Below are 14,168 nucleotides of genomic sequence, written 5' to 3'. Positions count from 1 at the left end.
CAGGTCAGGCTGGACATCACGGGCGAATCCGCGTTCCCTTGGTGCCATGCCTCACGCCGCGTGCGCGCCCACCCGCCCCCTCGCCTCGCCTGCCCGACGACGCCCGCGCGCCCGGCGCACCGGTGCGCTCGCGCTGGCGCTCACTCTCCTCACCGGTGGGCTCGCGGCCTGCGGCTCCGACGCCCCCGACCCCATGGTCGCCGCGACCGCCCTGGCCGCGGGGATGGCCGGCGGTGACCTGACCGCCGTCGTCTTCGACGGGGCGAGCGCGACCGACGCGACGGCCCACCGCGACACCGTCGTGGAACCCCTTGCCGACGCGACGCGCACGGTGACCGTCGCCGGCGTCGTCCTCGCCGAGGACGCCGAGACGGCGACAGCCACCCTCGACTACGCCTGGGTCGTCGGCGGCACGCCGTGGACCTACTCCACGACCGCACCGATGACCCTCGTCGAGGACGTCTGGCACGTGACGTGGTCACCGGACCTGCTCGTCCCCGACCTGGGGATGGGGGAGCGGCTGCAGACCTCGCGCACCCTCGCTCCGCGCGCCGACATCCTCGGCGACGCCGACGTCGTCCTGGTGACCCAGCGCCCGGTCAAGCGGGTCGGCATCGACAAGACGCGGATCACCGCGGCCGAGGGGGACGGCGCCGCCCGCGCCCTGGCCGCCCTCACCGGGATCGACCCGGAGGCCTACGCCGCCAAGGTCACCGGCGCCGGTGAGAAGGCCTTCGTCGAGGCCGTCACCCTCCGCGCCGAGGGCGACTACGACTGGACCGCGATCGGGGCCTCCCCGGGCGTCCTGCTCGTCGACGCCTCCCTCCCGCTGGCACCGACCCGCCAGTTCGCGAGCGAGATCCTCGGCCGCGCCGGTGACGCGACCGCGGAGATCGTCGAGGCGTCCGAGGGCGCGATCGAGGCCGGTGATCTCGTGGGCCTGTCCGGTCTGCAGCGCCAGTACGACGACCAGCTGCGCGGCACCCCCGGGCTGGCCGTGGAGATCGTCGGCGTCGACGCCGCCGTGCGGGACGCGTTCCGGGTCGAGCCGGTCCCCGGCGAGCCGCTGCGCCTGACCTTGAACCCGACCGTGCAGTCCCTCGCCGAGGCGACCCTCGCCGGGCAGACCGTGCCCGCCGCGATCGTCGCGATCCGCCCGTCCACGGGCGCTGTCGTGGCCTCCGCCAACTCGCCCGCGAGCGGCGGCCTGTCCACCGCGACCACCGGGATGTACGCACCCGGATCGACCTTCAAGGTCGTCACCGCCCTCGCCCTGCTCCGCACCGGATCGACCCCCGAGACGATGATGGACTGCTCGGCCACGGCCGACGTCGACGGCCGATCCTTCACCAACTACCCGGACTACCCGGCGAACCGGACGGGCCAGATCGCCCTGCGGGACGTCATCGCGAACTCGTGCAACACCGCGATCATCAACTCCGCCGGCCAGGTGTCCCAGGCCGACCTCTCCTCCGCCGCGCAGTCCCTCGGGCTGGGCCTGGCCCCCCAGGCCGGCCCCGGAGTCTTCACCGGAGCCGTCCCCGCCGACGCCGCCGGGACCGAGCACGCCGCCTCGATGATCGGCCAGGGCAAGGTCCAGGCGTCACCGCTGGCCATGGCCGGTGTCGCGGCGTCGGTCGCCTCCGGGACCACGGTCCGCCCGACCTTCCTCGCCCAGGAGGCGGAGGCGCCGGCCTCCGACCTGCCGGTGGCTCCGGCCACGGCGCTCACCGCCGAGGAGTCCGCCGCGCTCAGCTCGATGATGCGCGCCGTGGTGACCGACGGCGGCGGCGCGTTCCTGCAGTCCGTACCGGGCGGGGAGGTGTCGGCCAAGACCGGCACCGCCCAGTACGGCGACGGCTCGACCAACCACGCCTGGGTCATCGCGATCCAGGGGGACCTCGCCGTCGCCGTCTTCGTCGAGACCGGGGAGTACGGGTCGACGACGGCCGGGCCGCTGCTCCAGGCATTCCTCACCGGGCTGGCCTGAGCGAACCTCACCGCAGAAGTGTCCTTGCTGATCAGCGAGGCGAGCGGACGGGTGGACGGCTCCCATTGATCGAGATCCCACCGCCATTGGGCAACCCTTTGGTTCGGGTATGCCCGGTTGTGGGAGTCTCGGTGTTGTCAGCGGTGCACCCACGCGGGATGCTGACCCCATGGACGCCCAGTTTCCGGTCATGAACCTTGCCCTGTGGAAGGCCGACGCAGTCGTGCTGCACTTCTGGTTGTCCACCGTGGACCTCGACGAGGTGCCCGTCGAGGAGGAGAGCCAGCGCCAGGCGCTGCGTGACCTGCTCACCGCGCTGGACCAGACCGACGCCGCCGACGCGGACGACGCCCAGATCGTCACCGCCCACGCCCTCGTCACCCGCCCCCAAGCCCAAACCCCCACCCACCCGGCCTGAGCCGCCCCCCATCCCTGCCCCCACCCGTGAGAGCACGATTCCTGCCCCGTCTCCACGGGCGAACAGGGCGGAACTGGTGCTCTCACGGGGGTGGCCGGGGGGTGTGGTGGGTAGGGGTGGTGGGGGTTGAGGACGGGAGTCGACTGTGTGAGAATCTGCGTATGGATGCAGATACGCAGGTAAGCGGGTTCGGCGAGGAGGACCAGCTCGTCGAGCTGGCGGTCGAGGTGTTCGCGATGTTCGCCGACGCCACCCGGTTGCGGATCCTCCTCGCCCTGCGCGAGGGGGAGCTGGCGGTCAACGACCTGGCCGGAGTCGTCGCGAAGTCGCCGTCCGCGGTGTCCCAGCACCTGGCCAAGCTGCGCCTGGCGCGGATGGTCAGCACCCGCCAGGACGGCACGCGGGTCTTCTACCGCCTTGCGAGCGACCACATCCGCCAGCTCGTCACCGACGCGATCTACCAGGCCGAGCACACCCTCGACGGCACCCCTCGGCTGCACCACCACACCGCCGACGGGCACTGAGATGGGACACGACCACAGCCACGGCGCCGCCCGGGGAGCCGACGCGCGGGGTCACCGCCGTCAGCTCCTCATCGCCTTCTCGATCACGACGACCATCCTCGTCGTCGAGATCGTCGGGGCGATCTGGACCGGCAGCCTCGCCCTGCTGGTCGACGCCGCGCACATGCTCACGGACGCAGGTGGGCTCGCCCTGGCCCTCCTGGCGACCAACCTGACCCTGCGTCCCCCGACCGCCAAACGCACGTGGGGCTATCAACGCGCCGAGGTCCTGGCCGCCATGGCGCAGTCAGCGGTCCTGCTCTCGGTCGGGGTCTACGTCGTCGTCGAGGCGATCCAGCGTCTCGCCTCGCCCCCCGACCTTCCCTCGACCGAGCTGCTGGTGTTCGGGATCATCGGGCTGGCGGGGAACCTCGTCTCGCTCGCCGTTCTCGCCTCGAGCCGCTCGGACACCATGAACCTGCGGGCCGCCTTCCTCGAGGTGGCCAACGACGCGCTCGGTTCGGTCGCGGTGATCGTCGCCGCGATCGTCATCTCCACGACCGGGTGGGCTGGTGCGGACGCCGTCGCTGCGCTCTTCGTCGGGGCGCTCATCGTGCCGCGCACCCTGCGGCTGCTGCGAGAGACCCTTGAGGTGCTGCTCGAGTCCACCCCGCGCGGCCTCGACCTCGACGCCGTGCGCGAGCACCTGCTCGAGGTCGACATGGTCCGCGGCGTGCACGACCTCCACGCGACGCAGATCGCCTCGCACCTGCCCGTGCTCACCGCGCACGTCGTGGTCGACGAGGAGTGCTTCCGGGACGGGCACGTGCCCCGCATCCTCGACGACCTGCAGGCCTGCGTGGCGGGGCACTTCGCGGTGAACATCGAGCACTCCACCTTCCAGATCGAACCCCCCTCGCACAGCCGCCACGAGCACGGGGTGCACGACTAGACACGACGAGACACGACGAGATGGGTGCTTCCCACGGGTGTGTCCGGTGCGGCTGGAGCACGTTCGGCGCTCACAGAGCCGGACGGCGAGCCGAGGGGTAGTGTGGCCGGACCGCGATGGTAATCGCGGTGGTCAGAGAGGATCCAGATGGAGTCGGCCGAGCACCGCACCGCGGTGATCATCGAAGATGACGGTGACATCCGCCGACTGCTGGAGTCCGTTCTCACCAACGCGGGTTTCCGCACCGTCACCACCACCAACGGCCTTGACGGGATCCGGGCCGTCCGCGACCACGACCCGCTCCTGACCACCCTCGACGTGAGCATGCCCGGGATCGACGGGCTGGAGACCGCGCGCCAGATCCGGGCGTTCAGCCAGACCCACCTCGTCATGATCAGTGCGCGTACGGAGGAGTCCGACGTCCGTCGAGGGCTCGAGGCCGGAGCCGACGACTATCTCACCAAGCCGTTCCGCCCCCGCGAGCTGCGCTCTCGTGTCGAGGCGCTGCTCCACCGCCGGCTCGGCGCGTCCGAGGGCGACCTGCCTAGCTCGCTCTAGACCGGTCCGTCGCGCCCGACGGTGATGCCGTGCCCACCACGACCACCGCAGCCACCGGGATGGGGACCACGGCGCTCGTCACACGGTTGCCCCCTGCTGCCACAGCCTCGTCGGAGGCGGCCCGTGCGGCGTCGGCCAGGGCAGCGGCTGTGTAGCCGAACCGGTCGGTGGTCGCCGCGCCGATGCTTGCGGTCACCTTGGCACCCGGTGCCTCGGGGACCTCGAGGTCGAGCAGCGCCCGACGCAGCGCAGTCGCCAGGGCGATCTCCTCACCCGGCGCCATGGCTGGTACGGCGACCACCATGAGCCCCTCACCGGCGTCTCCGAGCACGGCGGAGAGGGGGGCGATGCGGCGGACCGTCGCGGCGGAGGCGTCGACCACGCGGTCGGTTGCCGAGCGCCCGTAGGCCATGCGGATCTGCTCGAGGTCGTCCAGGGCGAGGTGCAGCACGGCGACCGGTGCGTGGTGCTCAGCGGCTCTCCCGAGGCGGTCGGAGAGCACCTGCCCGAACACCTCGCAGCTGATCAGACCACGGCGGGAGTACAGCCGCGCGACCTGGCCGATCCGGACCCGGGGGGTGGCATCGGCCCGCAGGACGGACATCGTCACCGCCCCGACGATCATGAGGATGATCGTGAGGATCGAGCTGGTCACCGTGCCGAGGTAGGTCTCGAAGACGACGTTGTCCGTCCCCCAGCCGACCAGCACCACGAAGCGGGTCAGAAAGAGTGTGGCCTCTGTGATGAGCACGATCGAGAGACCGCGGGCGTTGAGGTCCTGCCGCATGGAGCGGGTGAGGGTCTCTGCGGCGCTCAGCGCGGAGAAGGTGCCCACCCCAAGAAGCCAGATGGAGGCACCGGCCCAGCCCCCGCCGTCGGGCCCTTCGAGGGCTGCGGCGACGGCGGTGAGCACGCCGGTGGCCATGACCACGCCGAGGAGGCTGCGTCTGCCGTTGAACGACCGGCACCCGCTCCAGATCGCCCCGGCGCTGATCACGAAGGCAGCGTTGCCGACGGCGACCGCCCACCAGGCCGTCGGGGTGGTCGCCCACAGGATGTAGGAGATCGACGTGAGGATCCCGGCGAGGTAGGCCAGCGACCACAGCCGGCTCGTCGTGCTGTCCCGCCGGACGAGCGTGTCCAGGATGAAGACCGTCCCCGCGGTGAGCACGACCAGACCGGTCGCCATGGAGAGCGTCTGCAGGTCGAGGATCATGAGGCTGCCTTCGTGGGGATCTCGACGGTCACGGTCGTGCCCTCGCCGAGCGTGCTCGCGACGGTCAACTCGCCGCCGTGCTTGCGCACGATCTCCCGGGCGATGCCCATGCCGAGCCCGCTGCCGTGCACGCCGGTGTTGCGCACCGCCTCGGAACGGAAGTAGCTGTCGAAGAGCTTGGGGACCTCCTCGGTGGAGATCCCGATCCCGGTGTCCGTCACCGTCAGGACCAGCCGGTCGCCGATCTGGGTGAGGGCGATGACGACGTGACCGCCCTCGACGTTGTACTTGATCGCGTTCGAGAGGATGTTGTCCACGACCTGGCGCATCCGGAACGGGTCGGCGACGACGAGGCGGCTCTCCACGGCGGAGGTGTCGAGGTCGATCGTCCACTCGGTGGTGCGGGGCAGCAACGACTCCGCCGACTGCAGCACCACCTCGCCCAGGTCCATCGGGACCGGGGAGATCTCGAGGGGCTTGGACGCCCGGCTGGAGGAGGTGAGGATCTCCGAGACGAGGTCGAGGAGCCGTGTGCTGTTGCGCTCGACGATGTCGAGCCAGGCACGGGCGTCCTCGGGCAGGTCGTCCCGTTCGAGCACGAGGTCGAGGTAGCCCAGGACCGAGGTGAGGGGGGTCCGCAGCTCGTGGGACACGGAGGAGATGAGGTCGTCCCGCGCGGCGATCGCGTTGATCTCCGCAGTGGCCTCCCCCGAGACGAGGATCGTGCCGTCGAACGAGCCGTCGCGAGCAAACAGCCGCCGAGCGGTCATGAGGTAGGCGTGGCGCTCCTGACCGGGGTCGCCGGTCCAGATGAGCACGCCGTCGAAGGCCATCCCCCGCTGGGCGCGGACGTAAGGACGGTCGTGCTCCCGGAACGGCGTCACCCGGTCGCCCTGGTAGACGACGTCCCGCAGCGGGGACGAGGAGGACCGGTCCGGGGGCGCGTGCATGCGTCGGTGGGCGCGGTTGATCAGCGTGACCTCACCGTCGCGGTCGAAGCGGACAACACCGAACGTCACGGTGTTGAGCACCTCGGTGAGCAGCTGCTCGTGCTGGTTGGCCGAGCTCAGCGCATCGGCCAGGAGCGCGGACTGCTTGCGCATGAGGACCCGTTGGGCACCTGTGCGTCGCGCGCTCAGGTGCGTCGAGGCGGCCAGGAAGGTCAGCGTGAGAGGGAGCAGGACGAGCAGCGTGAGGGACGACAGACTGATCGGCTCGGGGTGCAGCATGAGCACACCCCAGCTGCCGGCGATCGAGAGCGCGATGGACAGGGTTGTCCCGACCACGCCGAAGTACGTCGCGAGCCAGACGACCGGGAGCGCCCAGAGCACCGCGATGCCGATCTCGGGGATGCCCAGACGCAGCCAGAAGATGGCGAGCATGTCTGCGACCGGCAGCAGGGCGATCCACCGCTTGTCCAGCCGGTTCCACGGCATGAGCAGGGCGGCCCCGGTGACGATGAAGGCCAGGACGACACCGGCGAAGACCAGGGGGTGGGTGAGGCGGTCCGGGCTGAACCACTGCAGGGCCGCGCAGACGGCCAGCACGGCCGCGCCGAAGAGCAGCTGGGACAGGTTCACCGAGCGGTTGATCTGCGGACCGCGCGCGGGCGCGCCGGTCACCGTCGAGCCGCCTCGGGGCCCCACCACACGCTGGTCCTCGGATTCCGCGGTCCTCACCGGGACACCCTATCCCCGTGGTCGGCGGGGCGTGTTCGCTCTCGAGGATCAGCGCTGATCGAGGTCGCGGCGGCGGATCCCGAGGAATCCGGTTCCGACGAGCGCCGCGGCCAGCGCCGTGAGGATCACGAGCGGCACAGCGCGCAGGCCCTGTGTGAGGTAGTCGGGGACATGGTTGAACGGCGAGAGGTTGAGGACGGCGTCGGGCAGGCCCAGGAGCGGACCGAAGAGGGCGAGCACGAAGGTGACCCCGACCACCGCCCAGGCCACGGCCAGGAACCGCGGGGCGGCGCCGAGCAGCGCCACGGCCAGCCCGACGACGACCCAGAGCGCGGGCAGCTTGGTCAGGCTCGCGACGAGCACCTGTGACAGCGGCGCCGCATCGGTGGTGACCGCGGTGATGACACCGAAGGCCAGGACCCCGGCGCCGTAGACGAGGGTGGCCGAGACCAGCCCGGCGATGCCGTGGCTGGACAGCCAGGCGGGACGGGACACCGCCGCGGCGAGCAGCGGCTCGGCGCGCCCCTCGAACTCCTCGGTGCGCCCGTGCAGCACCCGCTGCACGCCGTTGAGCGTCGCCACCAGCGCCAGGATCGTCAGGACCATCCCCATGAAGGCGAGGGTGAGGTCGTCCGTGCCTCCGCCTCTCTGCCGGAGGATCTCCGCCAGCGCCGGGTTGTCCTCGAAGAGGCTGCCGATCGAGGGCACGACCGACCCGTACAGCGCCCCGAGCAGCACGAAGCCGACCACCCAGCCGGCGAACGCGCCGCGGCTCAGGCGCCACGACAAGGCGCTCACCGACGCGAGGCGCGGTCGCGCCGCCGCCCGACCGGGTCGCGGTCCCACGATCCCGAAGCCCAGGTCCCGGCGGGCGAGCAGGCTGTGCGCGACCACGAGCAGCACCCCTGTGGTGGCCACCGGGAGGGCCAGCACCACCCACCGATCGTCCAGGTAGGGCAGCACCTGCTCACCCCAGCCGAAGGGGGAGAGCCACGCCACCCACTCCATGCCCGACGTCGCAGCGCCCCACCCGCGGACCACGTACGTCACCCCGACCAGCGCCCCGGCCAGGGCGCTCGCGGTCCGGGAGAACGACCCGAGCTGAGCCGTGACCGCCGCGACGCCGGCGAACACCGCGCCGGGGGCAGCGATCGCCGCGCCCAGGGCGACGGCCCCGGAGACGTCGGACCCGTGCATCGCTCCGGCCTGCGCAGTGGCTGCGACCAGGGCGACGGCGACCGCGACCGCGGCGACCAGGCACGCGACCAGGGCGAGACCGACCGCGGCGGCCAGGGCCGCGTGGCGGCCCACCACCCCGGAGGCGACAAGCTCGGCGCGGCCGGAGTCCTCCTCCGCACGGGTGTGCCGCACGACCGTGAAGATCGCCATGAGGGAGACGGCGATGCTCGAGAAGCCCATCGAGCGCCACGCCGTGAAGCTGCCCGGGGTGCTCAGGTCGTGGATCTGTCCGAGCAGCAGGGTGAAGGCGGCGTTCGAGCTGAAGGAGGCCGTCAGCTGGGCGGTCGCGGCGGCGTCGGGGAAGACCGTCTCGTAGGCGAGGTAGCTCGACGCGACGAGCAGCACGACCGCCGAGATCCACGCCAGGATCCGCACCCGGTCGAGACGCAGCGCCAGGAGGAACAACGCGACGGCGCCTGTCACCGCGGTGGAACGGGCCGGTGGGCGGGGCTGCGCGGGTGTGGTCGCGAGGGTGTCCGGCGCGTGGGTCATGGGTGCCTCCCGGTGGCCTGCCCGGCGTTGGGGGCACCTGCCTGCTGCGCCGGGGCTGCGGCGTAGTGCCGCAGGAAGAGCTCCTCGAGGGTGGGCGGCTGGCTGGTCAACGACTGCAGTCCCGCTCCGGCGAAGACGGTCAGCACCCGTCCTAGGGACACGGTGTCGACGTCAGCGCGCACGGTGACCGGACCGCCGGGGACGCTGGTGACGAGAAGGTCGTGCACGTCGTCGCGGTCGGCGAGTCCGGGCGGGACGGCGTCGAGCACCGCGGTGAGGGCGGTGCGGGTCAGGTGCCGCATCTGGGCGAGGGATCCGGTGTCGACCACGTGCCCGGCACGCACGATGCTCACCCGGTCGCAGAGCGCCTCGACCTCGGACAGGATGTGGCTGGACAGCAGGACCGTCCGCCCGCGCTCCTTCTCCTCCACGATGACCTGCTGGAACACGGACTCCATGAGCGGGTCCAGACCCGAGCTCGGCTCGTCGAGGATGAGCAGCTCGACCGGTGAGGCGAGAGCCGCGACGATCGCGACCTTCTGCTTGTTGCCCTTGGAGTAGCTGCGGCCCTTCTTGGACGGGTCCAGGTCGAAGCGCTCGAGCAGCTCGGCCCGGCGTCGCTGGTCGAGGCCGCCGCGCAGGCGGCCCATGAGGTCGATCACCTCCCCACCCGACAGGGACGGCCACAGGCTCACGTCGCCGGGGACGTAGGCGAGGCGGCGGTGCAGGGTGGTGGCGTCGCGCCAGGGATCGCCGCCGAGCAGGGAGACCGCGCCGGCGTCCGCGCTGAGCAGCCCCAGCAGCACCCGGATCGTCGTGGACTTCCCGGAGCCGTTGGGGCCGAGGAAGCCGTGCACCTCACCCGTGGCTACCGTGAGGTCGAGCCGGTCCAGCGCCTGGGTGCTCCCGAAGGCCTTTGACAGGCCGGTGATCTCGATGGCGTCCATGGGACCTACTCTGCTCCCGCGTGAGGGCGAAAGCACGGCGGACGCCGTCCGACGCCGTCTCGCGGTGCCGGCCAGGGTCGCGGTGCTGGCCGGGCCGTGCTGGCCCGGCCGTGCTGGGGGGACGAGGTACGGTCGAGGCGTGAGCGCACCAGACCTCCCCACGACGATCTTCGACTCCCTCTCCCTCGCCGAGCTGCGCACGCGCACGAGCGAGAAGTGGCGCCACTACGGCCCCGACGTGCTGCCCCTGTGGGTCGCCGAGATGGACGTCCCCCAGGCCGAGCCGGTAATCGCCGCGGTGACCGACGCGCTGCGCCGCGGAGACACCGGGTACCCCGGCGGGACCGGCTACGCCGAGGCTTTCGCCGGCTTCGCCGCGGACCGCTGGGGCTGGGAGCTGGACCCGGGGAAGGCCCGGATGCTCACCGACGTCATGATCGCGATCACCGACGTGCTCAAGGTGATCACCCGGGCGGGGGACACGGTCGTGGTCAACACCCCGGTCTACCCGCCGTTCCACGCCTTCGTCCGGGACACCGACCGTGCGGTGCGCGTGGCGCCCCTCACCGCCGACCACCGCCTCGACCTCGCGGCCCTGGACGAGGCCTTCGTCGGCGCGTCGGTCTTCCTGCTGTGCAACCCGCACAACCCGACCGGCACTGCGCACACCCCGGCTGAGCTGGCCGCCCTCGCCGAGCTGGCCCGGCGCCACGGCGTCCGGATCGTCGCGGACGAGATCCACGCCCCGATCACATCACCGGCTTCCGGCCGCGAGCTCGGCCCGGTCTTCACCCCGATCGTCACCGTCCCGGGCGCGGAGAACGCGATCAGCATCGTCTCGGCCTCCAAGGCCTGGAACCTGGCCGGTCTCAAGGCTGCGCTGGCGATCGGTGGCCCCGAGGCGACGGCCGACGTCGCGGCCATCGCCGAGGTCGCCGGCCACGGCGCGAGCCACCTGGCCGCGATCGCCCACGCGGCTGCGCTCACCCACGCCCGCGGCTGGCTCGACGAGGTGCTCACCGGCGTCGACGTCAACCGCGCGCACTTCACCGACCTGCTCACCCACCACCTGCCCGACGCCGTGGTCCACCCCGCGGAGGCGACCTACCTCGCCTGGGTGGACTGCCGGGCGGTGCGCGACGCCGACGGGGAGCTGCTCGGGGACGACCCGGCGCGGTTCTTCCTCAAGCGCGGGAAGGTGGCGTTCACCTCGGGTCTGCCGTTCGGGCCCGGCGGTGAAGGCCGCCTCCGGGTCAACCTCGCGACGAGCCGACCCATCCTCGACGAGGCCGTCACCCGCATGCGCACCGCCCTGACCGGCCACCAGATCCGCTGAGTGCGGGCAACTGGCTGGACAAACCGGACGCCAGGCAGCCGTTCGCCCGCACTCAGCGACCGGTGGGGGGCGGAGGTCAGGGGCCGAGGACGCCGAGGAAGCCGAGCATGTGGCCGGCGGCGACGGCGCCCAGGCGATCGGGGACGCCGAGGGCCTCGAACAGCTCCTCGACCATGGCCAGGGTGTCGATCACGGATGCTCCCAGTCCCGAGGCGATGGCGTCGATCGTGGCACCGGCGTCGAGCGCGCGCAGCAGGATCAGCTCGTCGGCGGACAGCGTGATCATCGGCTGGTGCTCGATCGGAGTGAGAGTGATCCCGGAGGCCTCGAGCCGGGCCAGGACCGCGGAGGCCTCGGGCACCTGCACCACCAGCTCGGCGAGCAGCGCGCGGGGAAGCGCGAGGAACGGGCGGAGCAGGAGCGGGTCTGCTGTGGCGATCGCCTGGCGCAGGTCTGCTGCGGCCCCGGTCCGGTCGCCCTGACGGTCGCGCGCCACCGTGCGGGTGAGCAGCATCTCGACCCGGAGCCGGTCCGGCACGCCCGGTTCGGCCAGGGCCTGGTCCGCGATGGCGAGCGCGGCGTCGACGTCGCCCACCTGGAGGGCGACGTCGGCGTGCACCGCGTCCACGAGCTTGACGCGGGGCACGACGTCGAGGAAGTTCTTCGCCCGGGTGGAGTTGCCACCCCAGACGTTGATCGTGGCCCCGGTCGCGGTGAGCAACCGCGCGGACAGGGTGCCCCGCCCCAGGCTGGTGCGCCGGTCGGCCAGCGCCCGGCTGAGGCCGATCGTCGCGGAGAAGAGGTCCCCCCGGAGAACCCGCAGGTGCGCCCGGACATGCTCGTCGACGAACCATGCCGGGGGCACCCCAGGCCGGGGGGTGGAGTCCTGAGGCGGGAGGAGGTTCCACGCCTCGGTGAGCTGCAGCTGGTCCATCGCGATCAGCGCGCCGACCAAGTGGTCGAGCCGGTCGTCGACGCACTGGAGGGTCGCGAGGGCACGGGAGAACCGGCGAGACCGCTCGAGCGCCTCACTGGCGCCCGTGAGATCACCGAGCAGCGCCAGGGCGAGTGCGGTGTACTCGACCGCGGCCCGGGCCAGGAACTCCATCCCCGTGCTGGCGCGTTCGGCGCACTCCTCGAAGTCGGCGACCGCCGCCGTGAGGTTGCCGACCAGGCAGCGCGTGATCCCGGCGTGCAGCAGGTAGAGCGGCAGCGCCGCTCCCGTCGCCTCGAGCGGGAGCCCCGGCCGGAGCAGCACCTCTGCGCACCGGACGACGAGGTCGTGGGCCTCCACGTCATGGTGGCAGGACCGCAGCGCGAGGATCTGAGCGGTCGCCACGGTCAACGCCCGGCGCAGGGCAGGCGCGTCCAGCGTCTCGCCGGGGCGGGGCGACGCCGTGGCGGCGAGAGCGCCGTCGTCGTCGAAGCGGGCCAGCACCTCACGCAGGTGTGCGTTCTCGGGGCTCCTCCCGAGAAAGTCCGCCGGGACGCGCTGGAGCGAGGCGAGCAGGGCCTGCGGGTGGTCGAGGACGAGCCGTACCGTCTGGGCGTCGCAGATCGAGAGGACGAGATCCCAGTCCTGAGCGAGGACGGCGTGCCGCAGGGCGAGTGCGGGTCTGTTCCAGAGCATCTTCGCTGCGTGGCGGTGCGCGGGTGCGTGCTCGGCAGCCGCGGCAGGGCTCGTCATGATCGCGTGCGCGATGGCGGGCTGCAGTGTGTAGTGCCGTTCGCCACCGCGCACGACGGAGCGGGCGAGCCCGCACCGCTCCAGGTCGGCGAGCGCCCGCTCCGCGTCGGGAGACCCGGTGAGGCAGGCTGCGTGGGGGCCGGTGAGGGGGTCGAGGATGCTGACCTGGCGGAGGAAGTGGTTCACCTCGGGGTCGAGGCGTTCGGTGTCCAGGGTCGCCAGGTACTCAGGCCCAGCCTCCCAGCTGGACTCGGTGTACCCGGCTCGCGAGGAGCTGAGCCTGTGCACCACAGAACAGGTCAGGGCCGGCCACCCCCAGAGCTTGCTCTGCAGGTGGTGGGCCTGCGCAGGGGTCATCGGGACGCCGGCGGCGCGGGCCAGGTCGAGGGTGTCGGCCTCGGTGAGGATCAGCGCGTCGGAGTCCAGGATCTGGGCGTCGCACCCGAAGAGCGCATCCATGGCGAGGGCCCCGTAGGGCCGGCAGGAGATCACCACCCGCAGCTGCGTCGAGGAGTGCAGGAGGTCGACGAGGTCGGTGATGATCTCGCCGACCGGGGACGAGCTGGTCCGGCTGCTGATCGCGGCCTCCAGCCCGTCGACGACGAGGAGCAGGGGAGAGGTGAGTCCGGTGACCAGGTCAAGGATGTCGCCGTAGGTCGAGAGGCGGAACGTCGACGTGGGGGAGGTGAGGACGGCGCGGAGGTCTGCGGCGAGCGCGGCCCAGAAGGAGGGCGAGGAGACGGGTGGAGCGGTCAGGCCGTGCCAGGCAACGGTGCTTCCAACGGTGCTTCCCAGCGGCTGTGTTCCCGGTGTTCCCGGTGTTCCCGGTGCTCCCGGTGTGGTGCGGGCGGCGTCACCCAACCACGAGGCGAGCGCGGCGGTCTTGCCGAATCCCACGGGCGCGCGCAGCACCGTCATCGGGTGCGCGGCGTCGAGCACCTGGCGGACCCGGGGACGCTCGAGGTACCCCGCGGGGACGGGTGGAATCACCGGCTCGGGGTGACCGGAGCCGAACGTGGACCGGTGGTCGAGCATGCGGCACCTGTCGGTCGAGGTTGTGCGAGCGTGGTGGGGGTTCTCCCCGGTGGGAATGGATGTGGCGACTAAGATGTTAACGCTGCGTACTACAGTTGACCGGCGCGGACTCGCCG

General features: G+C 72.0%; 11 protein-coding genes. 6 read left to right on the top strand and 5 right to left on the bottom strand.

Going from position 1 to position 14,168, the window contains the following annotated elements; genetic code table 11:
- Positions 1 to 46 precede the first annotated feature (46 nt).
- From ACWA15_RS18070 to ACWA15_RS18050, 5 genes are all read left to right on the top strand, one after another.
- Positions 47 to 1,990: a penicillin-binding transpeptidase domain-containing protein gene (locus ACWA15_RS18070; protein ID WP_464057030.1), complete on the top strand. Its 1,944-nt coding sequence runs from the start codon at positions 47 to 49 to the stop codon at positions 1,988 to 1,990.
- A 169-nt stretch (positions 1,991 to 2,159) separates the two neighbouring features.
- Complete coding sequence (locus ACWA15_RS18065; protein ID WP_464057029.1) at positions 2,160 to 2,408, top strand: hypothetical protein; 249 nt, start codon at positions 2,160 to 2,162, stop codon at positions 2,406 to 2,408.
- 161 nt (positions 2,409 to 2,569) lie between these two features.
- The gene (locus tag ACWA15_RS18060) at positions 2,570 to 2,932 is read left to right on the top strand and encodes an ArsR/SmtB family transcription factor (RefSeq protein ID WP_464057027.1); all 363 of its coding nucleotides are present in this window, start codon (positions 2,570 to 2,572) and stop codon (positions 2,930 to 2,932) included.
- Position 2,933: 1 nt separating this feature from the next.
- Positions 2,934 to 3,863, top strand: coding sequence for a cation diffusion facilitator family transporter (locus ACWA15_RS18055; protein ID WP_464057026.1), 930 nt, complete (start codon positions 2,934 to 2,936; stop codon positions 3,861 to 3,863).
- Between the two features lie 147 nt (positions 3,864 to 4,010).
- Positions 4,011 to 4,421, top strand: coding sequence for a response regulator transcription factor (locus tag ACWA15_RS18050; RefSeq protein ID WP_464057024.1), 411 nt, complete (start codon positions 4,011 to 4,013; stop codon positions 4,419 to 4,421).
- Here ACWA15_RS18050 and ACWA15_RS18045 read toward each other — a convergent pair.
- From ACWA15_RS18045 to ACWA15_RS18030, 4 genes are read right to left on the bottom strand one after another with little or no spacing between them, the layout of a single operon-like run.
- Positions 4,408 to 5,637, bottom strand: coding sequence for a GGDEF domain-containing protein (locus tag ACWA15_RS18045; RefSeq protein ID WP_464057023.1), 1,230 nt, complete (start codon positions 5,635 to 5,637; stop codon positions 4,408 to 4,410). The genes ACWA15_RS18050 and ACWA15_RS18045 overlap by 14 nt on opposite strands.
- Positions 5,634 to 7,316 (bottom strand): sensor histidine kinase, encoded by a 1,683-nt coding sequence (locus ACWA15_RS18040; protein WP_464057022.1) that lies wholly within the window; start codon positions 7,314 to 7,316, stop codon positions 5,634 to 5,636. Before ACWA15_RS18040 ends, ACWA15_RS18045 begins: the two co-directional genes overlap by 4 nt.
- A gap of 48 nt (positions 7,317 to 7,364) precedes the next feature.
- Positions 7,365 to 9,047 carry an ABC transporter permease gene (locus ACWA15_RS18035; protein ID WP_464057021.1) on the bottom strand — a complete coding sequence of 561 codons (1,683 nt, stop codon included), beginning with the start codon at positions 9,045 to 9,047 and terminating at the stop codon, positions 7,365 to 7,367.
- Positions 9,044 to 9,994, bottom strand: coding sequence for an ABC transporter ATP-binding protein (locus ACWA15_RS18030; protein WP_464057020.1), 951 nt, complete (start codon positions 9,992 to 9,994; stop codon positions 9,044 to 9,046). The genes ACWA15_RS18035 and ACWA15_RS18030 overlap by 4 nt, the downstream gene beginning before the upstream one ends.
- A 139-nt stretch (positions 9,995 to 10,133) precedes the next feature.
- Here ACWA15_RS18030 and ACWA15_RS18025 point away from each other — a divergent pair, with 139 nt between their 5' ends.
- Positions 10,134 to 11,330, top strand: coding sequence for a MalY/PatB family protein (locus tag ACWA15_RS18025; RefSeq protein WP_464057019.1), 1,197 nt, complete (start codon positions 10,134 to 10,136; stop codon positions 11,328 to 11,330).
- Positions 11,331 to 11,406: 76 nt separating this feature from the next.
- Here ACWA15_RS18025 and ACWA15_RS18020 read toward each other — a convergent pair whose 3' ends face one another.
- Positions 11,407 to 14,052: a hypothetical protein gene (locus ACWA15_RS18020; protein WP_464057018.1), complete on the bottom strand. Its 2,646-nt coding sequence runs from the start codon at positions 14,050 to 14,052 to the stop codon at positions 11,407 to 11,409.
- Positions 14,053 to 14,168 lie beyond the last annotated feature (116 nt).

The organism is Sanguibacter sp. TS_SC_8 (assembly GCF_055361235.1).
This window is presented reverse-complemented; position numbering and strand designations above follow the sequence as displayed.